This window comes from Nocardia sp. NPDC006044 (assembly GCF_042871115.1).
Taxonomy (GTDB): Bacteria; Actinomycetota; Actinomycetes; order Mycobacteriales; family Mycobacteriaceae; genus Nocardia.
In genome coordinates, this window is sequence record NZ_JBIAID010000004.1 from 75868 (window position 1) to 100564 (window position 24697).

Below are 24697 nucleotides of genomic sequence, written 5' to 3' on the forward strand. Positions count from 1 at the left end.
CGAGGAGTTACGTTATCCGATGGCTTCTCGCTCGTCGGTACGCTGCTGTGTGCGCCGGATCGCCGGCGGGGCATCGCGTTTCGCCTGTCCCTCGGCGCCCGGAGTTCGTCCACAGGCAGGCGCGGTGCGAATCGCGATGGGTGCGGGCACCTCTCGGCGCATGAGTGGGTACGAGCCGGCTGGTTTGCTGAGGGCTGTAGTCCAGCCGGCTTCACACCCCCGGCAGCATGTGAGAACCAACCACGACATGACGGGTCTCCGAGGCTGTCTTGTCGCACACCGGGCCCCTGGTCTACGCCCTCCTCAGGACCTATTACTCACTGTGGCAACTCCTGCGCCACAGGTCTGAGGTGACCTTCCTCTCCGCGCCTGCGCCACCGACCTGTTCGAACGACGAGTAAATCCGGTGGTGCCGACATCCAGGTGGCCAGGCTGACCGCCCTCGCAGGGTGCCGGAAACGGCTGGACGCGACGGAAAAATCGGGCCGCTGACGCATCTGCGGCGAGCCCCGGCAACGACGATTCCGAGGCATCGGCTTCCAGGTGAACCGTCGTGCCTTGGGGGAAGGCGCCGTGCCCGTGCGCTAATATAGAGTGATCATTCTATAAACTGTGCGAGGAGGAGTTATGGCCGTCTACAACGTGCACGAACGACTGCTAGCCGCCAAACCCAGCGAGGTGGGCGCGCTAATCGACACTCTCGCGAGCAGCGACGACAAGCTGTGGCCCCCCGGATGGCCGCCGATGGAGTTCGACCGCCCACTGGCGGTCGGTGCGGTCGGCGGGCACGGACCGGTCCGCTACACCGTCGCCGCCTACGTACCGTCCACCTGGGTGCGGTTCACCTTCACCGGCCCCCGCGGCTTCGACGGCTTCCACGAATACGCTGTCCTGGCCGTCGACGCGGACCACACCCTCCTGCGGCACACCGTCGCCATGAAAACCCACGGCACCGCCCGACTCACCTGGCCCCTGGCCATCGGGCCACTCCACGACGCCTGCCTGGACGACAGCCTCGACCGCGCCGAACTCGCCTGCGCGGAAACAGTTGCACGGCCGGCACATTGGGGACCATACGTCCGGCTCCTACGCCGGCTCCTCGGATCCCCAAAACTCCCGAGCACCAACTGACCGGCCCCCGAGGCCATCCCGCCCCGGCCGACTTGCACACCAACAAACCCCGGTCCGAGCATGCGAATGACGCACAGCCGCACCACTTCTGATTTCCCGCACCGAAAATCGCATGCAATTTCAGGTGCGGGAACTCAGAAGTGGTGCGTGAAATCGGAGGGTGTGCGGAGGCGGGTCGGCGTCGAGCCTAGCGACACCGCACCGATGGACCGATCTGCCGGGCCGCACGGTTTGAGCGAGCGCTGGCGTGGATCCCGCAGCAGATGTCACACCGGCGCGCTCTACGTCGTCATTCAGTAGACAACCCGGCTCGACAATGACGATTGAGGATTGAGAATGACTATCGAAAATCTGCGCACCTCGGTCCGTGGTGGTGTGCTGCTGCCGGGCGATGCCGAGTTCGATCGGGCGGTGCAGCCGTGGAATACCGCTGTGACGCAGTCGGTGGCGGGTGTGGTGGAGGTGGCCGACGCGCAGGATGTGGCGGCGGTGCTCGAATATGCTCAGCAGTCGGGGCGCGTAGTGGTGACACAGCCGACCGGGCACGGTGCGACCGGTGATATTGATGGTGCGATTTTGGTGCGTACCAGGCGGTTCAACACCGTCGATATCGATCCCGTGCAGCGGGTGGCGCGGGTGGGTAGTGGGGTGCAGTGGGGCCAGGTGCAGGCTGCGGCGGCGGGGTATGGGCTGACCGGTTTGGCTGGGAGTAACCCGGTGGTCGGGGTGACCGGGTACACCGTCGGTGGTGGTTTCGGCTGGTTCGCGCGTAAATACGGGTGGGCTGCGAATGCGGTGCGTGCGGTCGAGCTCGTCGATGCTTCCGGGCGTCCGCAGCGGGTGACGGCTGATTCGGATCCGGATCTGTTCTGGGCGGTGCGCGGCGGCGGCGGTGATTTCGGGATCCTCACCGGGCTGGAGTTCGAGTTGTTCGCCCTGCCCCGGCTGTACGGCGGGCGGGTGACGTGGCCGGCCGAGCGCGCTGGCGAGGTGTTCGACGCGTTCACCGCGCTCACCACCGACGCGCCTGCCGAATTGTCGGTGTGGTTGCAGCGCTACCAGATTCCCGGTATCGCGCCGAGTGTCTCGATCGATTTCGCTTACCTCGGTGACGCGGCCGAGGGCCGTGAGCTGACTCGCCGATTGGACACGATCGACGGTGTCGTCGCCGATACTCGTGGTGTGCTGACTCCGGCGGAGATCGGCAAGATCACTGCCGAGCCCATCGATCCGAGCCCGTCGCTGTCGCGGGGTGAGATCCTGACCGAGCTCGACGACGCGGTGGTGAAGACCTTGATCGAGGCGCCGGTCGCGCCGTTGCTCAATGTGCAGATCCGCGGTTTGGGTGGGGCGCTCGCCGAGGATCGGGCTGGTGCTGGTGCGCGCGGTACGGTGGCCGAACCGTATGCGTTGTATCTGCTCGGGCTCGGGTTGCCGCATCTGCTCGGTGATATCCGCACTCGATTCACCGAGATCACCGACGCGCTCGGCAGCCAGATCACCGGTGCCAAGCCTTACACCTTCCTCGCTCCCGGCGAGTCCGCCGCCGTCGCCTTCGACCCCGACACCCTCACGCGACTCCGGGAGATCAAACGAAACCGCGACCCGCACAACATCATCCGCGCGAACTTCCCAGTCCTGGACTAGCCGGAGTTCCCTCCGCCGTCCCGCCGCATGCAGTCGACTCCGGATGCGGGCACAGATCACAGACTTCGGGTGAAGTCCACACCGGCCTGTGCTCGCTCATGAGCAGCATTCATCAACGATCGGTGCGGCCAGCCGAGCGACCGGTGGGGCTGTGGGCGGCGGCCGAGAGTCGTCAGCAACACCCCAGGTTGTGTCGGATGTCCTGGTATCAACGTGTATTCACGCGGCGACCGTTGGCGGCGGGCCGGTAGGTGTAGTGAATGAGTCCCTGCTGAAACTTGCCCACATTGTCGTAGAGAGCACGAGCCGGGGCGTCCTCCAAGGTGTTCCAGTAGAGGCCGGGGAAGCCGTGCGCTGTGGCGTCCTGCGCCACCCACTCGATCACCGCCGTGGCCACGCCGCGGTAGTGCGCGATTGCGACCATCTCGCCGTCCAGCCGGGCAGCGATCCCGCGTATTCGCTCGTCATCGAGCAGCCTTCGCCATGTACGTTCGTAGTCGTCGTCGCTTCGTTCGACCGCGAAGTAGACGTCTTTACCCCTCGCCAGCAATTCCCAACTGGCGCGGTCGGATTCAGTCAGGAGGTTGATTTCCACCACGTGACCATCCTGCCCTACGGTTGAGCCTGGCCGGCGTAGCAAAGGCGGTCGGCGGCCGACGTTCTCTGTAGATGTCTGGCGGGCCGAAGGCGGTGGAATCCGTTCGTCCTAGGTTGCGGATCTGGACTTCGTCGCCGCCGCTCGACAGGACGTCCCGGCGCTGGTCGCGGAGGTCCGGCGACTGCGAGTCGCAAGGCCAGACGGCCCATGATCGCTCATCGGCACTGATGTTCGCGTGGATCCCGCCGCATTACCAGGCGTGGGGTGCGCGGTCCGTGAGTTCGGCTTCGCTGCGGTCCAGCCAGCGCCGATACCATTGCGTGAAGCCGAGTTCGGTGCCGGCGTCATCGACCAATGGCTCGAAACCGCAATCCTCGGCGGTGCTGTCGGCCCACATCCGCCCGCGCGACTTCCCGCTGACGACGAGCGCTTCGCGCTGTGCGCAACCCAGGTGGCACAGATAGAGCAGCCCGACCGAATGCGCTGGCCGGTAGACGATCTCATCGTGCTTTTCCCAATGCGCGTCCTCGGCGGCGTTGAAAGCCGCGACCGAGTCGAAGTCCGCGGGAACGGGAGCAGCGGGGAGTCCGGCGGCCGGATTGAAGGCGGCGATGTAGGGAAACGGTTGCGCGAGTGTGTCCAACACGGTCAATTCCGCGCCGTCCCCCTCCCACCGCCATCGCCCTTCCACCCGGCGAGCCGGGAACAGCCCGTAGGCCGGCCCGGCGCCGCCTCGGCCGACAGTAAGGAGGAAAGCTCGATACTCCTCGGGCAGCGCCACCCCTACCTGGTCTTCGAGCTCACTCAATTCGGCGGTAGTCAACGACGGTTCGGCACGCCACCCGTGCCCGGCCGGACCGCTCGCCCCGAAAACCTCGTTCGCGCCTGGAGTCTCGGCAATGCGAGCGAGTCTGTCGGGGACATCGGACCAGTCATGAGTCATGGCCCGCACCGTATCGTGGGGCAGAACCGGCGGATGCCCGGCTCGTTGCAATTTCAGTCGTGCCGAGCCGTTTCCTGCGCACGGATCAACTGGCCGCCGCCAACACCCGCCACACCTTTCTGGAACGCGGGCGAGCCTGCGGAGCGGCGTACTCGATTCGACGACGCGCTTCGGGTGCACTGATCCGCAGCAGATCCGTCAATAGCTCCACGGTGTCCCGATAACCGGTATCCGCGGCGAGGCCACGACGCTCCGCTTCGGCAACGGCGGCGCGCATGGCGGCATCCAGCCGTCTGCGGCGGCGTTCGGTTTCGACGAGGGTGCGCAGCAGGTCGACATCGGTCAGCTCCGACCATCCTGGTGCTGGAGCATCCGGCGCAAGCGCGGTCGAATGTATGTTCACCCGAGGCAGCCTACCGCATAATAGAACATATGTTCGACAATTCGGATCTCTGTTGCGTCGAGTCGGACATCTTCCGCCGTTCTCCTGGAAACCCGCAGGCAGGCAGGTTTCGGACGTCGTGTCGGAGCGGTCCGGAGGATCGGGGCGCGGGCGTGAAACCGAACGGGCAAGCGTCCCGGGTGTCGCTCGAAGCTCGCTCGTCGGCCGAAGCCGCGCTTCCTCGATCGACGACGCTCGAGGTGTTCGTGCGGACCGTCCTGTTACCTTCCCCGGCGTGCGCTCGTCATAGGAGCGACGACCGAATACGAGGTCGTCGCACCGACGAGCAACGGAGCACGGAATGCTGAGCAACATCATGTACGCGACGATCTACGTCACCGATCAGGACCGCGCGCTGGAGTTCTACACCGAGGGCCTCGGCCTGGAAAAGCGGATCGACTTCGCCGGCCCTGACGGCCGTTTCCTCACCGTCGGCGTTCCCGACAGCTCGGTGGAGATCATCCTGTGGTCGCACGCGCCGGCCGCGGGACAGCCGGCCGAGGTGGGCCTGCGCGTCGCGCCCGGCCCCCTCATCCTCGAATCCGATGATCTGCGAAAGGATTTCGAGATTCTCCGCCAGCGCGGCGTCACCTTCGAAGGTTCCGAGCCGGAAGAGTACCCCTTCGGAATCCGCATCGAGGCAACGGATCCCGACGGCAACCGGATCTCGCTGCGCGAGCAGCGCAGGCCGTGACCGCTCGCCCATCCGACGTCCTCGCCGAGGCGTCCCTTTCCACGAAATCGCCCACATCCTGGGGAAATCCACCGACGCCCCAAGATGATCGGCAGCCGCGCCCGCCGCAAGGTCCGAGCCACAGGCCAGCAGGGGTACACCGGTAGAAAGCATCGCAAGGTCGTCCAAGCCTTTCACGACGCTGCCCAGGGCGGCGACTTCGCAGCGCTCCTGCGCGTCCTGGACCCGAACGTGAAATTGACCGTCGACACCCCCGACGGTTCGTCGTCACGCTCGGCGCCACCGAGGTCGCCGCCGGTGCCCGCATGTTCTCGGGTGAGGTCGCCCGTCACCGCCCCGTCCTGGTCAACGGCATCCCAGGGCACATGTCCTGGCGCCCGGACGGAAACCCCTTGTCGGTCATCGCCTTTACCGTCGCCGAAGAACGAATCATCGCCATCCACATCGTCATCGATCCGGTAAAGCTCGCCGCGATCCACCTACCCGACCCGGTCTGAACTAGTAGCCGAGCGACGGGCTCGGGGCGCGCCGAGCAGGTCTCGGCCATGGCCTCGATGGCGGCGGGATTGTTGGTGTCGGCGAGGTGGTTCCGGCGGAGCGGACTTCGACCCGGTCACCGGTGAGATGGGCGGTTAAGCCTGGGTCATTTGGGAACGTCCGGCGTTGTGGACGCAGACGAACAACACGTTCGGCCTGGATGTCACTGTGGGATAGCGCCTTTCGGCGATGCTGGCGTGCGGGACGGCGGCAGCATCGACGGGCTGCGGGTGACGCGGGGCAGTAGACGGTGACCAACGTTGCGCTGCCGAGTGTTCGGGGGCAAGCCGTCGCGTCAGTGGCGGCAGCATGGCGTTCAGGCCGGAGTGGCAGCCAGTCCGGTTGGGATCAAGGCGTCGGAAAGTCGTTGCAGCGCAGCGGGAACGACCCGGTAGTAGACCCAGGTGCCGCGCCGTTGCGAGGTCAGCAGGCCGGCCTCGCGCAGCACCTTCAAATGGTGGGAGATGGTCGGCTGGGAGAGCTCGAACGCCGGGGTCAGCTCGCAGACGCAGACTTCCTCGCCGCCCGCGGCCGCGATCAGTGAGAGCAGCCGCAACCGGACCGGATCGCCGAGGGCTTTGAAGGTGGCCGCCAGGTCGGCGGCGGTGGCTGGGTCCAGTCGTTCGGAGACGGTGGTGCAACAGCCGGTCGCGGCAAGCACCGGAAGTTCTTGTTTCGACACTCATCAATATTGACAGATATCTATTCGGCGCGCCAGACTTGCATCGACAGATGTCAATACAACCCGGTCAGTGAGGGATCGCCCTTCAGCTCCGGGTGTTTCCGAGAGGGAGTGCTCCCATGTCCGAGCCGATCAACGAACTGCGCGAGACCGTGCGCGAACGCTATGCCGCCGCCGCGGTGGCCGTCGCGAGCGGCGGGACCGCCGAGGACTGTTGCGGCGGCAGCGATGGTTGTGCGACCGGGGTCATCGAGGTCGATGAGAACTTCGGTGCGAGCCTGTATGGGGCGGGCGACCGGGACGCGCTGCCCATCCAGGCGGTCGCCGCGTCACTGGGTTGCGGGAACCCGACCGCGGTCGCGGATCTGCGCGAAGGGGAGACCGTTCTCGATCTCGGCTCCGGTGGCGGGATCGACGTACTGCTGTCCGCGCGCCGGGTCGGGCCGAGCGGCAAGGCGTTCGGGGTCGACATGACCGATGAGATGCTCGCCCTCGCGCGGGAAAACGCCGTCAAGGCCGGGGTCACCAACGTCGAGTTCGTCAAGGGGACGATCGAAGCGATCCCGTTGCCCGACAACACGATCGACGTGGTGATCTCCAACTGCGTGATCAACCTCTCGACCGACAAGCCCGCCGTGTTCGCCGAGATGGCCCGGGTTCTCGCGCCGGGCGGGCGCATCGGAATCTCCGACGTCGTCGCCGAAGACACCCTCACCCCCGCTCAGCGCGCCGAACGCGGCGACTATGTCGGCTGCATCGCCGGAGCGCTGTCGTTCGCCGAATACCGCGCCGGACTGGAAACGGCCGGGCTCACCGAAATCGAGATCACCCCAACCCATTCCGTCGCCGAGGGCATGTATTCCGCGATCGTGAAAGCCGTCAAACCCACCGAGTCGGCGAACCAGGCCTGCTGCGGTCCGAGCTGCTGCTCCTAGAACCGTTGCGGCGCCGGGCATCCGGCGCCGCACAGTCCGCTCCAGCAAGAACAGGCACTATCCAGTGGCGCACCGAATGGGCAGCTGGTGATCGGAACCTACTCGGTGTGCCACTGATCGTGCTTCGGTGCGGGGAGAGCGCGCGGATGTATCCCAGAGTTCGGCAGAGCCATGTACCCGTCGACCAATCGGGCAACCGCTAACCGGACGCAGCGAACCGAGCTTTCGGATCGCGGTCATTGTCGGAGCCGCGCTGATGACGGCGGGGAGCCGGCCGAGTGAGATCCCGGTCGCGCTAGAGTTTCGGTCGTTCACGGAGACTTACGTTTTGATTCGGGGTATGTGGTGGCTCTCACCAGCCAACAACAGGAAGAACTACTCGACGAAATCGAGCAGGTGTTGCGCGGTGGTCTACCCGCGGGCGGGCGAGGGGTGTTCACCTGGTCTTCGGTGGGAGATGGCGGCTCACAGGCCGGATTCGCGGTCGTCGATGGTGAGGGGAAGCCCATCGCGTATCGCCATCCCGAGGGGTTGGCCGACCTGTGCTGGCGGTTGAAACAGGGCATGAACCGGCCCGACATCGGGACCTGGTTCACCGTGCGGTGCCAGGTCGACGAAAGCGGTTCTTTCCGAGCTGATTTCGACTACGACGGCGAGCCGTCGATGGGGGCGATACCGGAGCACTACGCCCGGGAGATGGAGTGGTTTCCCCGTGCCGCTGCGCATGTTCCCGACTGGCTGAACGCGGTCCTCGACCGAGTTCCCAATGTCTACATGGGCATCATCGCCGAACCAGGCGACCAGTACGAGGACGAGATCGGCCCGCACCTGGGCGAGGTCGCCATCGCGTTTCGCCGGGCCGGTTGGGACGTCCGCCGTCGCCAGTTCGGCGAACTCGACCTCAGCATCGAGTGGGGGACCCTCGAAACCGTCTCCAGCTACGGGCACATCCGCCTCGCGGGAAAGATCGATCCCGGCCGGTGGACCGTTCTGGTCGACCTGATGACGCAATCGGGTTGGAACGCCGGCGGTGAGCTCTACGACGGCGGCACCATCACCGCCGAATTCCGTCGAGCCGACGACGGCGCACGCTCGGCCGAGTGACACGGTCACGGCGGGACCGCCATTCGCGCCCCGCCGGCTTACACGGCGATCACGCACGCGGCCATGACATGCTCGCCCCGGCCGCGAGCGCCCGCTGGTGCCGCTCGCCACGTGGGGAGTAGTCGAATTCGATTGCAGTGCAGCCGAACTCCGGCACGCCCGCGTGGCTTCATTCGTCGCGTCGAGTATCACGCGGAGAAGTCACTGCCAGGCGGCTCCGGTTTCGGGACAGCTCGTACGGGTAGGCGGCTGCCATGGACGGCAACGAACACGAGGACGATAGGCCAGCCGATCAGCGGGTCTCGGTGTTGCTCATCGCGGATCCGGGTAAACCTGCCGCTGTCGCCGAACACCTTGCACGGGGGCTGCCCGCCCGCCTGCGAAGCCGCGACCATTCCGGTCGCCGGTGGACCACCAGCGTGCGCCCCAAACCGTATCTCCCCGATGAGCAAGCGAGTCTCGCGGACGCGATCGACACGGTCGATCCGTCCGCCGAAGCCGAAGACCTCGTTGTCTACCTCACCGATCTGCCCCGCCGCGACGACACCCTGCCGATCGTGGCCGACGTCAGCACCGACCATCAATTCGCGCTCATCTCCGTGCCCGGCGTAGGTGGGCTCCGCCTAGAGCAACGCCTCCGCACAGTCATCGAACTCGCGATCAGCCACATGGTCGGCGACCCGCGACTGACACCGGCCGGCGCCGAGCGGCGGTTCCCTTCCACGGAAATACCCAGCGGCACAAGATATTTCACCCCGCCGGGCCTGCGACGACTGCGCCTGCTCTCGGGCATGGTGCGGGCCAACCGGCCATGGCGGTTGGTCACCGGTCTCTCCAAGGTGCTCGTCGGCGCCTTCGCAACGGGCGCGGTCGCGCTGGCCACCAGCACGATCTGGATGTTCGCCGACACCATGGGTCCCTGGCGCATGAGTGCGGCGACGATCCTGTCGATCGTCGCGATGGTTCTGTGGCTGATCCTCGACCACGAACTGTGGGAACGACCGAAATCGCGGTCGGACCGCGAGCGATCGGTGCTCTACAACACCGCGACCGTAGTCACCCTGGTCACCGGCGTCGTGGTCTTACACGTGGCGTTGTTCGGACTGTTGCTGTGCACCGCGTGCATGACCCTTCCCCCGGAACTGTTATCGCGCATTCTGGGGCACGGAGTGAGCTTCGCCGATTACCTCACACTGGCATGGTTGCTGGCGTCCATCGCGACCGTCGGCGGGGCCCTCGGATCCGGTCTCGAAGACGACACCGCGGTCAAGGACGCGGCATACGGGGTCCGGCAGCGCCAACGTCTCGACGAACACCGTTCCAGCGCGCCGCGATGATCGGCCCCTCGTGGGCCGCAGCGCCGACCGTCAGCCGTTCGTAAGGACATCGCAAGGTTCGTGACGATCATTGAGGCATCCGCGCCCGCGGTGTGACGCAAGGAGAAGCAGTGGGTGGCATGGCCGATGATCTGAGTGCGAGGGGGCCGATCTGGGCGCGGCCCCGTCTGCTCAACACATTGACGTTCATTACGTTCTTGGTTCTGGTGATCGTGCAGGGCATCTGGTGGCGCGATCATGGGAAACCGGTGTCGTGGATACTGTTGCTCGCCACGCCGTTTCTGGCTTTCCTGCCCTCGGGGGTGATCGTCAAGCTGTTCCGGAAACAGTGGACCGCGCGGTGGGCCGAGCAACACGGTTTCAGCTATCAACGTGCTGCCGACTGGGGAGTGCCGGCTTGGAACTTCCCGCCGTTCACCATTCGCCGGGCGCGACGGATGCGGGTCCGGGACGCGATGCAAGGCAGAGTCGGTGCCTATCCGGCGAGCTTTTTCCATCTGACCTGGCTCAACAACAACAAAATCAACGTGAGCACCCACTACCGGAATGTTTTCGTTCTGGACCTTCCCACGGCGCTGCCCCGGTTGACGATGGGCCCGAACTTCGACACCACCGCGGGTACCCGGGTGGAATTCGAATCCGCCGAATTCAACGGCAAATTCGCGGTGTACTCCTCGAATCCGGCTTTCGCGCACGCGGTTTTCACCCCGCGCACCATCGACCGGTTGATCGAACTCGGCCGACGCGAACCCGCGGTGCTGCTGACCAAATTCGAGATCACCGGGAATCAGTTGGTCGGCGTAACCACGCTCGGCAACCGTCCCTGGGAGATCGCCGCGGTCTTCGATGTGATGCGGGTAATCGCCGACGGCATCCCGCGGTTTGTGTGGTCCGACGGTACTGCCCCGGAAAGGACTGTGGCATGAGCGGCACCGTCGGCATCCTCGTAGCTCTGGCAGGAGCCATCATCCTGATCCTCTGGTACTTCGCGGTGTACAACGAATTCGTGCGGTTGCGGAACCTGGTGGCCGAATCGTGGCAGCAGGTCGGCGTCGAACTGCAGCGCCGCCACGATCTGGTGCCGAATCTGGTCGCCACCGTCGAGCAGGCGGCGGTCTTCGAACGCGGGAGTTTGACGGCAGTGGTCGAGGCCCGCAATCGTGCACACGTCGCCGGCGCGTTGGCGCCCTCCCCGGGACACCGAGCCGCAGACGTCTCGGAGGTCGCGACTGCGGAGAACGCCCTCACCACGGCGTTGGGTAGCGTGCGGGCACTCGCCGAGCAGTACCCCACCCTGGGCGCCGTGCGAAACTACCTGGCATTGCAAAGCGACCTGGCCGATATCGAAGACCGGATCGCGGCGGCGCGGCGGCTGTACAACGGCAATGTGCGGGCGTTGAACACGAAGATCGAATCCGTGCCCGCCGGACTCATTGCTTCTTTCCACCACGTTTCGCCCGCCGAATACTTCGAGATCAGCGGCCCCGACTTGGGGGCGGTAACCGACGTTCGCCGATTGTTCGGCGCCTCCTGAACGCCGGCCCGCGCCTCGCTTCTGTCGCTCCGCCCGCTTACCGCGGACTAGTTCTGCTCGTTCGTTTCCCAATGCTCCTTTTCGTCTTGCAGCAGTGTCCGCCTCCGGTCGAATGCGTGCTCCCAGAACGCTATCGAGTCCTTGGCGGATTGTGACGGGGTGGAGTGATCATCCGGGTCTTCGCTCATAGGCGATCCTTTCTGCTCAGCTGTGACACGAGGTGGCTCATCACATCGCGGCGTTGGTATATACCCGGGTCGGGGTGACGAAAACGAGGGTGCCGTGTTTGTCGCGCATAACCTGGTCGTAGGTGTCCCAGTCCTGGGTGACACCGGCGTTTCCGAAGATTTCGCGGATCAGGAGCCGCTGCCTTTCGGCGTCGATATCCGGATCGGGGTCGTCGGCGCCGACCAGCTGAGTTGTTCCTTCGACAGTCACCCACTGCCAGCCGCTGCGAATGGTGAGGGCGATCGCCGGGTTCGCGCGCAGATTGGCGAGTTTCACAGTGGCACTGGGGGATACGAAGGCGACGACGTCGGTTCCGGTGATCGGATGGGGCAAGACGGCGGCGTTGACGACCGTGGCGTGCGGTGTGCCCTCGGCGCGCAGCGTGACCGCGACGGAAAGGCCGTAGTCGAGCGGCACCAGGTCGGCGAAAGACTTCAGATCTGTCACATTGCTCCTTCAGCGGAATCGGCATGGTCGGAACCCAGCGAACGGCCATTCTGCGGTATCACCCCGGTCTTGCGGCAAGCCCCCCGGTCCGATATAAGTTGAAGTAGGGGAGGGGAAATTCGCGACGTATTCCGGCCGGTAGCCTGCCAGGGCATATCACGCGTTGATGCCGCTTAGTGCGTGGTTCAGGCCAACGACGCCCTAGTGGCGCAAGCGGTCGACTTCGGCGCCCTCCGCCGGATCTGGACTACGTCATGGGCTGTCACGGGAACTGACGCCACGCCAGATCAACGCCGATCCGAACTCTGCCGACGCACGACATTGCCGCCACGCGTGCTCGGGTGAGCAGCGCGGCATGCCGGAAGGTCAACGTGCGGAGATCGTCTCGGGCTCGGCACCCCGCGCACATGCCGCGATGCGGGTGTTCGCCCGGCTGCCATCGGCTCTGTTGCTGGTCGATTGATCACGAGGAGCTGGTGTAGGCATCCGTCGAGAGGCCACTTACATCATTTCCTCGTGATCAGTTGTCCAGCAGCGTATTTCGAGAAGAACTCTGCTGTAGGTACGCGCATGCCGATTGTACGATGGTCCATCTTCCTCAATATCGAGTGTCAACATGGATTTCGGGGCATGCCCACGGCGGCTCGCACTGACAGGATGGCCACGAGCCGAGCAGAACCGTCGTTCGGTGGAACCAGCTGCAGTTCTTCGGACTGCTGAATTTCAAGCCCGAGGACTCCTACGGCAGTTGCGTGGTCCTGGTGCCCGACACCCAGCAGCTCTTCGAGGCGTTCGCCGCCGGCATGCGCGCGGTCCACGGCAAGCTCCTGGTCTCTGGAATCCCGCGGATGACCCGCCCGCGGAAGCGCAAGAACGCCGACAACTACTCCGGGTTCACCGTGATCGACCCCGGCTGGAACTAAATCCGGATCTTCGCGGCGGCGGGTACCGACGGCACCGGTGCGCCCGCGGTCGGCAAGCTGGCCAGGGCACTGGAGAACGCCGTAGTTCTCGGTGACTCCAAGGGCGACAATCAGCAGGCGGCGAAGATCCTGGACGCCAGGCTGGGCCGGGCGCATGGGCGCGCACCAGGTGCCGCAGTGATCGCGTCATTGGCCGCTGCGGGCGAGATCCAGAAGAGCAACCGGGTTCCGCGCTGGTCCCGGGGGCCGGCCTCGCTCGAGCGCGGCCCGGATCGCCTGCGCGACGAGACCCGGAGCAATCACGGTGCCCTGACCGATGATGGCCGCCACGACTAGGAATCGCTCCGGTCGGAAACCGTCTCACTCGCTTTCTGGGTCAACGCGGTGAGCGCTTCGAGATGGGTGCGGTAAGCGTTGCGGCCCGCGAAGGTCAGAGCTAGCCAGGTTTTCGGCTTGCGGCCTTCGTAGCCCTTGGTGACGGTGAGGTATCCGGCGGTCTCCAGTTGAGTCATCGACTTGGAGAGCGTGGACTTGTTCATCTCGCAGAGCTCGGTGACCACCAGGAACTCTGCCTCGCTGCAGCCGTTGAGGAAGGCGACGAGTTTCAGGCGTGGCAGCGAGGCCAACAGGCCGTTCAGTTCTGCCATGATCGCAGTTTGCCCACCGAGATCCGGGGTCGCGCCTGTACGAACCAGATCCATACGCCGATGATTGCGCTGGGCACCAGTTGTAGCCAGATGCCCAAGCCGCCGAGCCCGATCGGCGTGATCGCGACGACCAGAATCACCATCGTGTTCTGCTTCCATTCCGCGATCGGCAGGGGAAGGATACCGCGGGCACGCCGGACATCGCGCAACCAACGCAGCAGCCGGAAATACACCGCGCCTACAGCGATTCCGGCGACCGCGAGGATGGCACGAACGAGAATACTTCCGCTGTCGTCGATCGCGGTGCACAGCAGGAAGGCAGCGATCCCACCGGCCGCGCCGGCCGCGACCGGACCCCAGCTCGGCAAAGAAGTGGCGGCGTGTGCCCGCCGTGTGGCGGCGGTGGCCATCGCCAGGGCCTGCTCGGGCGTCTGTGTATCTCGCATGCGCAGACTTTAACGCGGCAAGTTTTCATTTGGCAACCAGTTTTCGAATGCAGTTATAGGGTGGCTGGACATCGTGCGTGCGGCATGTGCGGCGGACGCCGCTCCAGCGGAGACCGGCTGGCCCCGGTTGACCCTGGAGGGTTTGGTGTGGTGATTGGTCGTGCGCCGTGGGTGGCGGTTGGGGGTCCAGCGTCGGCCAGTGGTGACGACGGCATGGGGGCGGCGCCGGATGGTCACCGCGATAGCGGCTCAGCCACACCGATCCCAAGGCGTGATCGAGAGTTCGCTGTCGACCGGGTTGTCGGAGGGCTATGGCACAGTACTCGGCGCAGTGTCCCTCTGGGACAACCTATTCGAAGGGTGATTGATAACGGTGCGTATCGAAGATGCCATCGCCGCGTTGGAGTCGGCCGAAGAGCATGTCCGGCAGTCGGCTGTGGAGACGCTGATCGCATCGGGCCGCCGGGCGATACCGGCCATGGTGCGCGAACTGCGTGAGACCGACTCGACCGCCAGGGCCGATGCGTGCGCACAGGTGTTGACCGGGCTCGGCCCTCTGGCTTACCCGCCACTACTCGAGCTGTTGTCCGGAATTCGTACCGCGCCCGAATCGATCGAGGTGAATTCCCGCACCGAGTATCGCGTTTGCCGACTGCTGGGCCTTCCAACCATCAACCAAGCGGCTTACTACGCAGAACACAGCTGGGTGGGAGCGGAATACGCGGCGCGATACTGGGTCGCCAACCACATCGGTGAACACCGGCTGAGCGAGTATGGGTTCGTGCTCGCGGTACTGCTCGGCGATGACGACGAGAGAGTACACACCAGGGCGGCGAAGGCTTTCGTCGAGATAGGCACCGAGCTGGTTCCGATGCTGCATCAGATCCGGCGGTCGTCTCTGCCGGCGCGGCACCTCGCGTTGCAGGTGCTGGCCGAAATCGGCTGGCACAGCATCGCCCCGGAAGATCTGCGTCTGTTGCACCGGTTCGTAACCAGCGAACTCGCTCGCGAAGCACCGCAGGTGCCGGCCTCGACGAAATGCTTGTGGTGGGCGCTCCCGACCGATGATCGGGAGGCGGTGCTCGAGGCATTCGGGCTTTCCGATCCAGTGCCGGCGACCATTGCCATGGGCAAGGCCGTGGCTGAACAGAGCGGCCTCCGTTGGGCGTGGGAGTGCGAACAGGTCTATGTCAGTCCCGTATTGAACGGGTGGACACTGGTGTTCGGTGACGCGAGCTCGCACTATCCCCGCGACGAACAGCGGATCCGCGCATACCTGGAAGACGATTTCACGGCAGCACTTTTTGAACTGCACTCCGATGATATGAAAGAGGTGACACGCGAGTCCGTAGCGCGCCCCTCCCTCGAGGAGCGTTGCATCGAGTTGAGCTTGCGGTTCGGAGCAGCTCACTATTACAAGGAGGTGGACGCCTACGACTGGGGTGGCTGGTGCATCGCCGAACAGGGGGAGATACGCAGAAAGGCCGAGTGGGGCGATGCCATGGACGATCTGAGCTTGGATGGCGATGGGCACCCCTCGGAACAGGGACTGCGCGTGGAGTCGATCTCGACGTGGTTGGGTGAGCACGGTTTCGCGCCCAGCGAATGGGACGAGCTTCTCGAAAGCGTCAAAAGACGCTTCACTGAGAATTCGGACCGCAGTACATACGATGCTGTTATCAAGGACGAATGGGCGAAGTTCGAACAGCGGACAGGAATCCCGAAGGCGATGACGACCACCCGGATCGCGGAGAGGGCGTCGGTCGGGCCGGCCAGTTTGGGGCCTGGCACTGAGGTGAAAGGACACGGTGTGCTCGCGTTGACAGAATACGGCCGCCGGACCGGCGGATACCGCAGTGCGCTCCCCCTCACGCCCACGGCGGTCGTTGCCTCGATAAGGCCAACACGTGGGCGGCAATAGAAGGTGAGATCCAGCGGCGTCAGCTCGGGAAAGACGGCCTCGAGATCCATCGGACGTGGCGGGTGTCGTGAGTCATGCGACGAGCCGGGAATGCGATTGCGCCGGTAGCTGTTCCATTCCGATTTCCATCCGGCGAACGTAGCGATCATCGGGCTTGCGCGGGTGATGCGGGAGGCCGGGCAAGAGAATCGACGGCAATAACAGCGAGCCACGATCAACTTCATCACCGCGACTATCCAGCGTCAGCATGACCTGTATGTAGGGATCTATCAGGATCCGTCATTCGCAGAGAAGGCCGCAACGGTCGATGGCCGTGAGTTTCATGAGCTCACTTCATATTTGGGTTACCTGGACTACCTGGCCGCCGGAGTCAACATGGGGATCTTCGCCTCGGAGGTTGTGAGCAGGACAATCGGTAGTCGCCTGATCCGCGCCAACGACACCTGCGGGGAGTGGATCCAGATAGAAAGGGCGCGTCTGGGCAACCCGGGGGTGTACATCGAACTGGAGGATCTCGCTCCCCGACTGCGGTCACTCCGTGAAGGCCATCTAATCAAGCGTGCCCAGGCCGATTAGCAACACTGCTGAATCCTGGCGGCAGGTCGGACAACGGGCCGAGCTCTGTTGGTATCGGCGGCTTCCGGCGTCACCGCCGAATGCGTCTGGCGCCCTGAGTGGCCGTTGAATGCACGCTCATGCCGCGGCCCGCGCGTTCTGAATCGGCCGCGGGCTCGGCCAGCGAGTGCGCGCTCGTGCCGATTTGCATGTGGTGCGCCCTCCTCCGAGCCGGGTTACCCGGCTCGGAGACGCGGGATAAGACAGGGAATTCGGCCTGGAGTGGGTAGTGATCGGAGATGCGGTACGAGGTTTGGGTGCGAGTGTTGTCGGTGATCCGGGATGATGTCGTGTCCTGGTGGGTTTGGCGGTCGACATTGCGCAAGATGAACCAGAGCAAAGCCGTCGGTGACCGAAGGAGCGCGATGACACTCCCCGAAGAACAACTGATCGACACCGCCCGTGGAGCGTTCAATGTGTTGACCTGGCCCGGGGACAGTGGCCCGGCGCTGGCCATCCACGGTCTCGCCAGCACCAACCGACTCTGGACCTGGTTGCATCAGGCCGCACCCTGGGCCACCCTCCTCGCGCCCGACCTGCCCGGCAGGGGTGCGACCCCCGTCAGGGACGCCCGCCCGTCGTCCGCACGAAACCACGCTGACGGACTGGCAGCCCTGCTAGACGCGATCGGCGTCGAAACCGTCGACGTGATCGGCATGTCCTTGGGTGGGTTCATCGCGGTCGAGTTGGCCGCGCGTCACCCTGATCGGGTTCGTTCGGTCACGCTGGTCGACGGAGGCCTACCCACCCCGGTAATGGCGCAGCCCGAGGAACTTGCCGGGATGCTGCGCGCGAAGTACCGCGAACAGCCCGACTGGCCCGATGTGACCGCGTATGCGCGGCACCACGCCGACACCGAGACGCCACTGGTGAACGCCGCCGATCCGCGGTTCGTCGAGATGCTCGCCCACGAACTGCGCGATGGCACAGCCGGGGGTCCGGTGCTCCGTGACGTCGACACCGAAGTCCAAGACGCGGTCAGCGTGCTCGCTTCCGAGCGGCCGATCGCCGCGCTGGCCCAGCTCGAGGCACCGACTCGGCTGTTGCACGCTCAATGGTCCACGGGCGAGGGCAGTGCGCCGATGTACCCACCCGAGCATGTAGCGGCCCTCGAGAAGCGAACGTCGGCATTGATCCATACCGAGCTTGTCGAGCGCGTGGACCACGCGGCGCTGATCATGACCGACCGCGGTGCCGAACGCTGTGCGGCCGTCCTGGCGAAGGCACTGGGGCGATGAGTACCCCATCATTCATCAAGGTCGATTAGAGCTGAGGGGACGGGCAGATCGGTGGTCCGATCCAACGCACGCTCATGCCGCGACCCGGGTGTTCCGGAGCAGTTGCGGGCGCGCCAGTGGCGTATGCACCTACATGCCGACGTGCGATCACATCGGGCCGCGGTGACGGTAGGGCGATCCGAGCGGGCAATTCCGCAATCGGGGCCGCTGGGGTGCAGGACAATCGGATCATGCGGATCGAGCCGAAACCCAGGCCGACACTACGGGATCGGAAGAAGCAGCGGACCCACCGCACCATTCGGGTCGAGGCGTTGAGGTTGTTTCACGCGCACGGCTACTCCGAAACCACCGTTGAGCAGATCGCCGCCGCGGCCGACGTCGCGCCGAGCACGTTCTTCCGCTACTTCCCGGCCAAGGAGGATGTGCTCCTCGTCGATGATCTGGACGCCCTCATGATCAAGGCCGTTCGGGCACAGCCTCTCGACCTCCCGGTTCTGGAGGCATTTCGGCGCGCCACGGCGGAGGTCATCGCCGGCCTCGATGCGGAGGCCCGCGAGTCCGTGCGGCAGCGCCAGGATCTGCTCTGCAACGTTCCACAACTCCGCGGGGCACTGGCCCGCGATCTCGACCGCAGCATCGCCCTGGCCGTGGGTGATTCGACGCCCTGCATCCGCAGGCCAAGGGCACCATGGAACAGCTCGGCCACGATCACACCGACTTCGACAAGGTTTTCGACCTGGTGCAGAGCGGGGCGATGCTGCCGAAGGCCTGGGCTACTGTGGCTGCCCAAGCCGAGCAGCGCGCCGCCCAACACGAGCGAAACGGCTTCGCGCGCACGGCCGCCGATCTCTACCTTCGCGCCGCGGTGATGTGGGGCAGGGCGCAGTACTCGATATTCGACGCCACCGACGCGCGCAAACGCGCCTTCCGGGAACGCGCCAACCACTGCGTCGAGCGGTTGAGCGAGTTACGCGGCGGACTTGTCCGGCGCGTGGCGCTCGACTTCGAAGGCGCGCAGATCTTCGCGTTGCTGCACCTGCCGGCGGGCACGGTGCGCAACGCGCCTGCGGTGATACTCGGTCCGGGTATGGACATGATCAAAGAGGACTACCTCTACGCCGCCGAGCGGTACTACACCTCGCGAGGCGTGGTCGCATTGTCCATCGAAGGCCCGGGACAGGGCGAGACCCGGGCCAACGGACTGACCGTGGATCTCACGAACTACGAACGCGCGATAGGTCGTTACCTCGACTACCTGGCCGAACTGCCCGAAGTGGATCCGCGACGGATCGGCATGTTCGGCATCAGCATGAGTGGCTACTGGGGTTCGCGCGCGGCCGCCACGGATCCGCGGCTGGCGGCGCTGGCCGCCTTCGAGGCGCCCACCGGCGACTTCCACACCATCTACGAGCGTGCCCAGCCGACCTTCAAGCACAACTACATGTACATGTCCGGCTATACCGACGAAGCGGCGTTCGACCAGGAGCTCACGGCCCGCATGCCGCTGGGCGATCTCGTCGGCGAGATCACCTGCCCGGTGCTGTACGGCATCGGCGAATTCGACGAGTTGACCCCGCTCGAGCAGGCCCTCGCCAACTACGAACTCGTGCGCGCGCCCAAAGAGATTCGTGTCTACGAGGGGGAGTTCCATCCGCTCGGCGGAGTCGCGGCCGAGGTATTCCGCTTCGGCGCGGAATGGCTCGAACGGGCGCTGTCCGGCGAATTCGCGGACCCCGGGCGAGACGTGCGGCACTACGTGCACCGCGACGGCCGGACCACCGACGGCACCGCCGATCCCCAATGGTGGTCGGGCGCTGTCCCCGCCGCAATCGCGCAGCTGCGAACCGAACAGCGGCTCGGAGTTGAGCTGCCCGCCCGTACCGTGTTCGGCACCGAATAGCGTTTCCCGTCGTCCAAGCGAACATCCTCTTCCGCCGCGATGCGGGCGTTCGGACCGGCTGCCATCGGCTCGGTTGCTGGTCGATTGATCACGAGGAACTGGTGTAGGCATCCGTCGAGAGGTCACTTACATCAGTTCCTCGTGATCAGTTGTCCAGCAGCATATTTCGGGACTCGTTCTGCTGAACGTACGCAAATGTAGATGAGCGGGTGAGGCGTGGTGGAGTCGCCGGAACCCCGAATGTGTCTGCCGGGGTAAGTCAACGCGCAGAGATCATCTCGATCTTCACGACGCACCATCATGTCGATTGGGCGATAGTGGGCCGTAGCGCACGATGGCGACTGCGGCGTTCGTTGGTCCTAACCACGTCGATTAGCAGTCCGCGCGGGCCTCCGTCGCGCTCTGAGCCGAATCGAGTTGCAATCAACTCGGTGTATCCAGTACTCGTGGGAGTACTGGACGACTACGAATGGGGAGGCGAATGCCGCTGCCGCAGAACATCATCACCCGTCGCACCATGCTGGGCGCCCTACTGTTGCCGCTGGCCGCCTGCGCGGCCGAGGTCGCACCGGCCGCGCCGCCTGCCGTCACCGAGCGCCACGACCAACTCTTCGAGCTGGAACGACGATTCGACGCCCGTATTGGCGTCTTCGCCCTCGCCACCGCCACCGGCCGCACCATCGCCCACCGCGCCGACGAGCCCTTCGCCTTCTGCTCCACCTTCAAAGCTCTGGCGACCGCCGCGATCCTGCACCGAAACCCGTTGTCGCACCTGGATACCGTCGTCACCTACTCCGACGCCGACCTGATGAAGAGCTCCGCCATCACCCGCGACCACGTCGCCACCGGCATGACCATCAGCGCTCTCTTCGACGCCGCCGTGCGCTACAGCGACGGCACCGCCGGCAACCTGCTCCTACGCGACCTCGGCGGCCCCGCCGAACTCACCGCCTACCTCCGAACCCTCGGCGACACCGTCACGAGAATGGACCGCACCGAACCCTTCATCACCGAAGCGACCCCCGGCGACCCCCGCGACACCTCCACTCCGCGCGCCCTCGCCACCGACTTCCAGCAAATTGTTCTCGGCGATGCCCTCCCCGACGACAAACGCGCACTCCTGCTCGACCTGCTCGAACGTAACCTGACCGGCGCCCAGCGCATCCGCGCCGGCGTCCCGCGGGACTGGCGCGTAGCCGACAAGACCGGCACCGGCGACTACGGCACCCTCAACGACATCGCTGTCCTCTGGCCCCCGAACACGGCCCCGATCGTCCTGGCGATCATGTCCAGCAAACCAGCCAAGGACGCCTCCTACGACCAGGCGGTGCTGGCCGAAGCGGCCCGCTACGTAACCTCAGCCCTCTGACCCGGGGCACAAGCCCCGACACAGAGGCAATCGCCGAACTTTGGTCGGCGCTGCCGTCCGTTCAGGGCAGCACGCGATAGGTCAGGTGCGTGACCGAACTCGCTGCTCGCGACTCCACCTGCGTGAGGTTCAGTGGCGGGACACCCTCGAACAGTCGCGTTCCGGCGCCGAGCATGAGTGGCGCGATGTGCAGCCGTATCTCGTTGATCAAGCCTGCGGCGAGGTATTGGTTGACGGTGGTCGCGCCGCCGTGGATGGAGATGTCGCCGTCCCCGGCGGCATCGCGTGCCCGTTTCATCGCGGCTTCGATTCCGTCGGTGACAAAGTAGAACGTGGTGCCGCCGTCCATCGGCTGCGGATCGCGCGGGTGGTGGGTGAGCACGAAGACCGGGGCGTGGTAGGGCGGATTGTCGCCCCACCAGCCCTTCCACTGCCGATCCCACTCGCCGCGAACCGGACCGAACATGTTGCGCCCCATGATGAATGCCTTGGCGGTCATCATCCGGGCGAACTCGGCCGGGTGCTCTGCGGCACCTTCGGTGAACCAGGCGTGCAGCTTGTCACCCCAGCCGTCGCCACCGTCGTCGCCGAACGGACGTTGCTCGCTCTGGTTGAGCCCGGCCGAGTATCCGTCGACCGAGACGGTGAGGTCGCAGGTCACCTTGCCCAGGTGTGCGGTCATTACGCTGTCCTCCTCGTGGCGATCTTCCGTTGCAATTCCGGGCCCACGGCTATTTGCGCACCACGTAGCGCAAATGCAGGACGCCTGGATCCTCCAGCGTGCGTACCAGATCGAGTTCGGTGTGCTCGGCAGGGAGATCATCGAAGAGCCGCCGGCCGCGCCCGAGCAGAACCGGCCGCAGCTGGATGTCGATCATGTCGAGTACGCCGGCCCGCAGAGCCTGCTGGCCGGTGTAGGCGCCGTGCATCATCACCCTCCGCCCGCCTGCGGCCTGTTTGGCCTGCTCGACACAGGCGGCGACGCCCTCGGTGACGTAATGCACACGCTCATAAGGGTTCTCGGCCGGCGGCCGGTGTGTCGGCACGAAGATCGGCACCCCGTTGTGATGGTCTCCGTTCCAGTAACCGGCGAACTCCGCGGTCCGTTTCCCGGCGATCACGGCCCCCGTCGCCATGGCCTCGTCGAACACGAGTCGGCTGTTAGGGTATGTCGGGCGGAAGGTGTGGGGCACCCCCGCATCGGACGCGCCTCCGCCGTCGAGCCAATCCATCAACCGCATCCCGTTGGTGCCGGCGGGGTTCTCGGCGTTGTCGTCCGGGCCGGTGATGAACCCATCGAGTGACATAGCCATGGTCAGGAACACCTCAGACATCCACTTCATCCTTCACATCCGGTGGGCGGTATGGGTTAGGACGATGCGGGCGTCGGAAACTCATCGCGGAGCCGCCGGAAAAACCTGCGGACATCGTCGGCGAACAGGTCGGGAACTTCGAGGGCGGGAAAGTGCCCGCCCTCGGGGTGTTCACCGAGAAAAGCCGCGCTGTCGTCGGCACTGAGGGCCTTGCGCACGAGAGGATCGCTGTAGAACAGCGACTGGCCCTGCGGAACGGGTGAAGACCCGCCCCATCCGCTGTTCGGGGCGTGGGCCATTTCCCAATAGAAGTCGGCCGCGCCCGGTCCGGTGCGCGTGAACCAGTACAGGCTTGCCGTGAGCAAAACCAACTCGGGATCGATCGGCGTCGCCGGGTTGGCCCACTCCTGGAACTTCTCCGCGATCCAGGCCAGCTGCAAGATGGGTGAGTCGGCCAAGCCTGCCGACAGGGCGTTGGGTTCGGTCGATTGCAGCACTCGGTAGCCCTTGCTGTGCGACCAGCTCCGCTGTGCCGCTTCGAGTTGTTCGCGTTCGGCGTCGCACAGGCCGTCGGGAACCGGGAAGTCTTCGCCGACCATGCCGAGCTGGAGACGATCGCCGTGGGTGTGCGCGCCGATCACCCGCTCAGGTAGCAGCGCCGCCATCCGGCTGGCCACCCCTGCGCCGATGTCGCCGCCCTGCACACCGAAACGCTGGTAGCCCAGGCGCGTCATGAGCTCACCGAATGCCAGCGCGGTTCGATCGAGATTCCAGCCACGCGCGGACAGCGGTGTGGAGAACGCGAAGCCGGGCAGCGACGGGATGACCAGATGGAAGGCGTCGGCCGGGTCCCCGCCGTATGCGCGCGGCTCGGTCAGCAGCTCACTCACGGGCAGGAATTCCAGGAAGGACGTGGGGTAGCTGTGGTTCAGCAGGAGCGGCGTCGCGTTCGGTTCGGGAGAGCGCAGGTGCAGGAAATGGATGATCTGCCCGTCTATTTCGGTGACGAACTGCGGCAGGGTGTTCAGCTCGGTCTCGTGCGTGCGCCAGTCGAATTCGCGGGTCCACCGAGTGGCCAGCTCACGCAAGTAGTCGGTGGCGATGCCGTGGTCGCGGTCGGCACCCGTGCCGGGGATCGGGTACGGCGAGCGGGTACGCGCCAAGCGGTCAGACAGATCATCGATGTCGACCTGCGGAATCCGGATTCGGAAGGGAATGATGTCGGTCATGCAGATCAACCTAGGTTCGATCTAGGCCAGAATCGGTCCTAGATCATCCGCACGAGTTTTGTGTCGTGCACTACGTACGCGCTGGTCGCCTCCGATTGCCCTCCCGGCCCGCCGAATCGTGACGCCGTTGATCTGGCGGCATCCGTGCGTAGATGGCGTTCGGCAGTCGCCGCCCGAGCATTGACCCGCCCGGTCCGAGTCTGAGGATGTCGATCGATCACCGGGCATGGCGGTGGCATCTCGCGAGGGACAGCGGTCACCGGTGCCTGATGATAGCCTGTGCAGCAGCGTATTCCGGCCGCGGCTCACCCTGGTATCCGCTCGTGTCGGTTCAGGGCGTTCCCTGGGGCGAGAGTGGTACTTCGGCCAGCGACAGGCTGTTTCTGTCGGGGTCGAGCACTTCGATGTGCCGTACACCGCTGCTGTAGGTTTCTACCGGTCCGTGGGTGATGGCATGTTCGGCGAAGCGAGCCAGGAAATCATCGAGGTCGGTGACGCTCAGGGTGACCATCGCTCCGCCCACCCGCTCGGCCCGGACCGCACGATCGTCGACGACGATCCAGGCGTTCTCACCGGTCTGCCACAGGGATTCCTCGCCGATGACCAGGTCCGCTGGACGACCGAAAAAGGCTGTATACCAGCGCAATGCCCGGGCCTGGTCACTTACGCACATGACACTGAACAAGTCCATTCCAACCACTCCTGTCTGCGTTACACGAGTTCGGACGACGGTCGCGGCCGGAAATCATCGGCCTGAACAAGAACGTCCGCGCGTGCCGCTCGTGGCTTCCCGGCGCGCATCGAGAAGGTCCCGCGTGCCGCGCGCAACTGCTTGGC

The 24697-nt window shown here is 65.3% G+C and carries 28 protein-coding genes and 2 pseudogenes; 16 read left to right on the plus strand and 14 right to left on the minus strand.

Features of this window, described 5'->3' with window-relative positions; translation table 11 throughout:
- The first annotated feature begins 627 nt into the window (after positions 1-627).
- Entirely contained in the window at positions 628-1131 is a 504-nt protein-coding gene (locus ACFYO1_RS31585) for an SRPBCC family protein (RefSeq protein ID WP_387238949.1), read from the plus strand.
- A gap of 336 nt (positions 1132-1467) precedes the next feature.
- Positions 1468-2778, plus strand: coding sequence for an FAD-binding oxidoreductase (locus tag ACFYO1_RS31590; RefSeq protein WP_387238952.1), 1311 nt, complete (start codon positions 1468-1470; stop codon positions 2776-2778).
- A gap of 208 nt (positions 2779-2986) precedes the next feature.
- Here the strand turns inward: ACFYO1_RS31590 and ACFYO1_RS31595 are convergent, their stop codons facing one another.
- The 3 genes from ACFYO1_RS31595 to ACFYO1_RS31605 form a co-directional block, all read right to left on the minus strand.
- Positions 2987-3376: a GNAT family N-acetyltransferase gene (locus tag ACFYO1_RS31595; RefSeq protein WP_387238955.1), complete on the minus strand. Its 390-nt coding sequence runs from the start codon at positions 3374-3376 to the stop codon at positions 2987-2989.
- A gap of 250 nt (positions 3377-3626) precedes the next feature.
- Positions 3627-4319 carry an SMI1/KNR4 family protein gene (locus tag ACFYO1_RS31600; RefSeq protein WP_387238958.1) on the minus strand — a complete coding sequence of 231 codons (693 nt, stop codon included), beginning with the start codon at positions 4317-4319 and terminating at the stop codon, positions 3627-3629.
- Between the two features lie 85 nt (positions 4320-4404).
- Positions 4405-4722, minus strand: coding sequence for a DUF222 domain-containing protein (locus ACFYO1_RS31605; protein WP_387238961.1), 318 nt, complete (start codon positions 4720-4722; stop codon positions 4405-4407).
- A 340-nt stretch (positions 4723-5062) separates the two neighbouring features.
- Here ACFYO1_RS31605 and ACFYO1_RS31610 point away from each other — a divergent pair, with 340 nt between their 5' ends.
- Both ACFYO1_RS31610 and ACFYO1_RS31615 read left to right on the plus strand, forming a co-directional pair.
- A complete protein-coding gene (locus ACFYO1_RS31610; RefSeq protein WP_387238964.1) occupies positions 5063-5455 on the plus strand; it encodes a VOC family protein in 393 nt (130 codons plus the stop codon).
- Positions 5456-5760: 305 nt separating this feature from the next.
- Positions 5761-5952, plus strand: coding sequence for a hypothetical protein (locus ACFYO1_RS31615; protein WP_387241719.1), 192 nt, complete (start codon positions 5761-5763; stop codon positions 5950-5952).
- Positions 5953-5993: 41 nt separating this feature from the next.
- Here the strand turns inward: ACFYO1_RS31615 and ACFYO1_RS31620 are convergent.
- Positions 5994-6159: pseudogene (locus ACFYO1_RS31620) on the minus strand (heat-shock protein HtpX); the annotation flags it as partial.
- Between the two features lie 149 nt (positions 6160-6308).
- Positions 6309-6674, minus strand: coding sequence for an ArsR/SmtB family transcription factor (locus tag ACFYO1_RS31625; protein ID WP_387238967.1), 366 nt, complete (start codon positions 6672-6674; stop codon positions 6309-6311).
- Positions 6675-6793: 119 nt separating this feature from the next.
- On the opposite strand from ACFYO1_RS31625, the gene arsM reads away from it, so the two are divergent.
- The 5 genes from arsM (at position 6794) to ACFYO1_RS31650 (ending at position 11584) form a co-directional block, all read left to right on the plus strand.
- Positions 6794-7609, plus strand: a complete 816-nt coding sequence (gene arsM / locus ACFYO1_RS31630; protein ID WP_387238969.1) for an arsenite methyltransferase — start codon at positions 6794-6796, stop codon at positions 7607-7609.
- Between the two features lie 345 nt (positions 7610-7954).
- Positions 7955-8713 carry a hypothetical protein gene (locus ACFYO1_RS31635; protein ID WP_387238972.1) on the plus strand — a complete coding sequence of 253 codons (759 nt, stop codon included), beginning with the start codon at positions 7955-7957 and terminating at the stop codon, positions 8711-8713.
- A gap of 254 nt (positions 8714-8967) precedes the next feature.
- Positions 8968-10050 carry a hypothetical protein gene (locus tag ACFYO1_RS31640; RefSeq protein ID WP_387238975.1) on the plus strand — a complete coding sequence of 361 codons (1083 nt, stop codon included), beginning with the start codon at positions 8968-8970 and terminating at the stop codon, positions 10048-10050.
- Between the two features lie 119 nt (positions 10051-10169).
- Positions 10170-10976, plus strand: a complete 807-nt coding sequence (locus tag ACFYO1_RS31645) for a DUF3137 domain-containing protein (protein ID WP_387241628.1) — start codon at positions 10170-10172, stop codon at positions 10974-10976.
- Positions 10973-11584 (plus strand): LemA family protein, encoded by a 612-nt coding sequence (locus ACFYO1_RS31650; RefSeq protein ID WP_387238977.1) that lies wholly within the window; start codon positions 10973-10975, stop codon positions 11582-11584. The genes ACFYO1_RS31645 and ACFYO1_RS31650 overlap by 4 nt, the downstream gene beginning before the upstream one ends.
- Before the next feature lie 47 nt (positions 11585-11631).
- On the opposite strand, the gene ACFYO1_RS31655 is transcribed toward ACFYO1_RS31650, so the two are convergent.
- Positions 11632-11772 carry a hypothetical protein gene (locus tag ACFYO1_RS31655; protein WP_387238980.1) on the minus strand — a complete coding sequence of 47 codons (141 nt, stop codon included), beginning with the start codon at positions 11770-11772 and terminating at the stop codon, positions 11632-11634.
- Positions 11773-11812: 40 nt separating this feature from the next.
- Entirely contained in the window at positions 11813-12259 is a 447-nt protein-coding gene (locus ACFYO1_RS31660) for a TIGR03618 family F420-dependent PPOX class oxidoreductase (protein WP_387238983.1), read from the minus strand.
- A 752-nt stretch (positions 12260-13011) separates the two neighbouring features.
- Between ACFYO1_RS31660 and ACFYO1_RS31665 the strand changes: the two genes are divergently transcribed.
- Together ACFYO1_RS31665 and ACFYO1_RS31670 are read left to right on the plus strand one after the other, a co-directional pair.
- On the plus strand, positions 13012-13182 hold the full coding sequence (locus ACFYO1_RS31665; protein ID WP_387238986.1) for a hypothetical protein: 171 nt from the start codon (positions 13012-13014) through the stop codon (positions 13180-13182).
- 177 nt (positions 13183-13359) lie between these two features.
- Positions 13360-13518 (plus strand): hypothetical protein, encoded by a 159-nt coding sequence (locus tag ACFYO1_RS31670; RefSeq protein WP_387238989.1) that lies wholly within the window; start codon positions 13360-13362, stop codon positions 13516-13518.
- Here ACFYO1_RS31670 and ACFYO1_RS31675 read toward each other — a convergent pair.
- Positions 13515-13829 (minus strand): transcriptional regulator, encoded by a 315-nt coding sequence (locus ACFYO1_RS31675; RefSeq protein WP_387238992.1) that lies wholly within the window; start codon positions 13827-13829, stop codon positions 13515-13517. The genes ACFYO1_RS31670 and ACFYO1_RS31675 overlap by 4 nt on opposite strands.
- Positions 13817-14239: a hypothetical protein gene (locus tag ACFYO1_RS31680; RefSeq protein WP_387238995.1), complete on the minus strand. Its 423-nt coding sequence runs from the start codon at positions 14237-14239 to the stop codon at positions 13817-13819. The genes ACFYO1_RS31675 and ACFYO1_RS31680 overlap by 13 nt, the downstream gene beginning before the upstream one ends.
- Positions 14240-14648: 409 nt before the next feature.
- Between ACFYO1_RS31680 and ACFYO1_RS31685 the strand changes: the two genes are divergently transcribed.
- Positions 14649-16196, plus strand: a complete 1548-nt coding sequence (locus tag ACFYO1_RS31685) for a HEAT repeat domain-containing protein (RefSeq protein ID WP_387238998.1) — start codon at positions 14649-14651, stop codon at positions 16194-16196.
- Between the two features lie 72 nt (positions 16197-16268).
- Here ACFYO1_RS31685 and ACFYO1_RS31690 read toward each other — a convergent pair whose 3' ends face one another.
- On the minus strand, positions 16269-16445 hold the full coding sequence (locus ACFYO1_RS31690) for a hypothetical protein (RefSeq protein ID WP_387239001.1): 177 nt from the start codon (positions 16443-16445) through the stop codon (positions 16269-16271).
- Between the two features lie 731 nt (positions 16446-17176).
- Between ACFYO1_RS31690 and ACFYO1_RS31695 the strand changes: the two genes are divergently transcribed.
- The 4 genes and pseudogenes from ACFYO1_RS31695 (at position 17177) to bla (ending at position 21318) form a co-directional block, all read left to right on the plus strand.
- A complete protein-coding gene (locus tag ACFYO1_RS31695; RefSeq protein WP_387239004.1) occupies positions 17177-18049 on the plus strand; it encodes an alpha/beta fold hydrolase in 873 nt (290 codons plus the stop codon).
- 230 nt (positions 18050-18279) lie between these two features.
- Positions 18280-18420, plus strand: a pseudogene (locus tag ACFYO1_RS31700) (TetR family transcriptional regulator); the annotation flags it as partial.
- 317 nt (positions 18421-18737) lie between these two features.
- Positions 18738-19949, plus strand: a complete 1212-nt coding sequence (locus ACFYO1_RS31705; protein WP_387239006.1) for an alpha/beta hydrolase — start codon at positions 18738-18740, stop codon at positions 19947-19949.
- Positions 19950-20430: 481 nt separating this feature from the next.
- A complete protein-coding gene (gene bla / locus ACFYO1_RS31710) occupies positions 20431-21318 on the plus strand; it encodes a class A beta-lactamase (RefSeq protein ID WP_387239009.1) in 888 nt (295 codons plus the stop codon).
- Positions 21319-21379: 61 nt separating this feature from the next.
- Here the strand turns inward: bla and ACFYO1_RS31715 are convergent, their stop codons facing one another.
- The 4 genes from ACFYO1_RS31715 to ACFYO1_RS31730 all read right to left on the minus strand — a co-directional run bounded on the left by ACFYO1_RS31715 (position 21380) and on the right by ACFYO1_RS31730 (position 24551).
- Complete coding sequence (locus ACFYO1_RS31715) at positions 21380-22000, minus strand: dihydrofolate reductase family protein (protein WP_387239012.1); 621 nt, start codon at positions 21998-22000, stop codon at positions 21380-21382.
- Between the two features lie 49 nt (positions 22001-22049).
- A complete protein-coding gene (locus ACFYO1_RS31720) occupies positions 22050-22652 on the minus strand; it encodes a dihydrofolate reductase family protein (protein WP_387239015.1) in 603 nt (200 codons plus the stop codon).
- A 35-nt stretch (positions 22653-22687) separates the two neighbouring features.
- Complete coding sequence (locus tag ACFYO1_RS31725) at positions 22688-23860, minus strand: epoxide hydrolase family protein (RefSeq protein WP_387239018.1); 1173 nt, start codon at positions 23858-23860, stop codon at positions 22688-22690.
- Between the two features lie 331 nt (positions 23861-24191).
- A complete protein-coding gene (locus tag ACFYO1_RS31730; RefSeq protein ID WP_387239021.1) occupies positions 24192-24551 on the minus strand; it encodes a VOC family protein in 360 nt (119 codons plus the stop codon).
- Positions 24552-24697 lie beyond the last annotated feature (146 nt).

What these genes read in the sequence shown, in the direction of transcription:
- ACFYO1_RS31585 (WP_387238949.1), top strand. Translation starts at nt 628, where the DNA reads ATGGCCGTCTACAACGTGCACGAACGACTGCTAGCCGCCAAACCCAGC.
- ACFYO1_RS31590 (WP_387238952.1), top strand. Translation starts at nt 1,468, where the DNA reads ATGACTATCGAAAATCTGCGCACCTCGGTCCGTGGTGGTGTGCTGCTG.
- ACFYO1_RS31600 (WP_387238958.1), bottom strand. Translation starts at nt 4,319, where the DNA reads ATGACTCATGACTGGTCCGATGTCCCCGACAGACTCGCTCGCATTGCC.
- ACFYO1_RS31610 (WP_387238964.1), top strand. Translation starts at nt 5,063, where the DNA reads ATGCTGAGCAACATCATGTACGCGACGATCTACGTCACCGATCAGGAC.
- ACFYO1_RS31615 (WP_387241719.1), top strand. Translation starts at nt 5,761, where the DNA reads ATGTTCTCGGGTGAGGTCGCCCGTCACCGCCCCGTCCTGGTCAACGGC.
- arsM (WP_387238969.1), top strand. Translation starts at nt 6,794, where the DNA reads ATGTCCGAGCCGATCAACGAACTGCGCGAGACCGTGCGCGAACGCTAT.
- ACFYO1_RS31640 (WP_387238975.1), top strand. Translation starts at nt 8,968, where the DNA reads ATGGACGGCAACGAACACGAGGACGATAGGCCAGCCGATCAGCGGGTC.
- ACFYO1_RS31645 (WP_387241628.1), top strand. Translation starts at nt 10,170, where the DNA reads ATGGCCGATGATCTGAGTGCGAGGGGGCCGATCTGGGCGCGGCCCCGT.
- ACFYO1_RS31650 (WP_387238977.1), top strand. Translation starts at nt 10,973, where the DNA reads ATGAGCGGCACCGTCGGCATCCTCGTAGCTCTGGCAGGAGCCATCATC.
- ACFYO1_RS31655 (WP_387238980.1), bottom strand. Translation starts at nt 11,772, where the DNA reads ATGAGCGAAGACCCGGATGATCACTCCACCCCGTCACAATCCGCCAAG.
- ACFYO1_RS31675 (WP_387238992.1), bottom strand. Translation starts at nt 13,829, where the DNA reads ATGGCAGAACTGAACGGCCTGTTGGCCTCGCTGCCACGCCTGAAACTC.
- ACFYO1_RS31680 (WP_387238995.1), bottom strand. Translation starts at nt 14,239, where the DNA reads ATGGCCACCGCCGCCACACGGCGGGCACACGCCGCCACTTCTTTGCCG.
- ACFYO1_RS31690 (WP_387239001.1), bottom strand. Translation starts at nt 16,445, where the DNA reads ATGCTGACGCTGGATAGTCGCGGTGATGAAGTTGATCGTGGCTCGCTG.
- ACFYO1_RS31695 (WP_387239004.1), top strand. Translation starts at nt 17,177, where the DNA reads ATGACACTCCCCGAAGAACAACTGATCGACACCGCCCGTGGAGCGTTC.
- ACFYO1_RS31705 (WP_387239006.1), top strand. Translation starts at nt 18,738, where the DNA reads ATGGAACAGCTCGGCCACGATCACACCGACTTCGACAAGGTTTTCGAC.
- bla (WP_387239009.1), top strand. Translation starts at nt 20,431, where the DNA reads ATGCCGCTGCCGCAGAACATCATCACCCGTCGCACCATGCTGGGCGCC.
- ACFYO1_RS31715 (WP_387239012.1), bottom strand. Translation starts at nt 22,000, where the DNA reads ATGACCGCACACCTGGGCAAGGTGACCTGCGACCTCACCGTCTCGGTC.
- ACFYO1_RS31720 (WP_387239015.1), bottom strand. Translation starts at nt 22,652, where the DNA reads ATGTCTGAGGTGTTCCTGACCATGGCTATGTCACTCGATGGGTTCATC.
- ACFYO1_RS31725 (WP_387239018.1), bottom strand. Translation starts at nt 23,860, where the DNA reads ATGACCGACATCATTCCCTTCCGAATCCGGATTCCGCAGGTCGACATC.
- ACFYO1_RS31730 (WP_387239021.1), bottom strand. Translation starts at nt 24,551, where the DNA reads ATGGACTTGTTCAGTGTCATGTGCGTAAGTGACCAGGCCCGGGCATTG.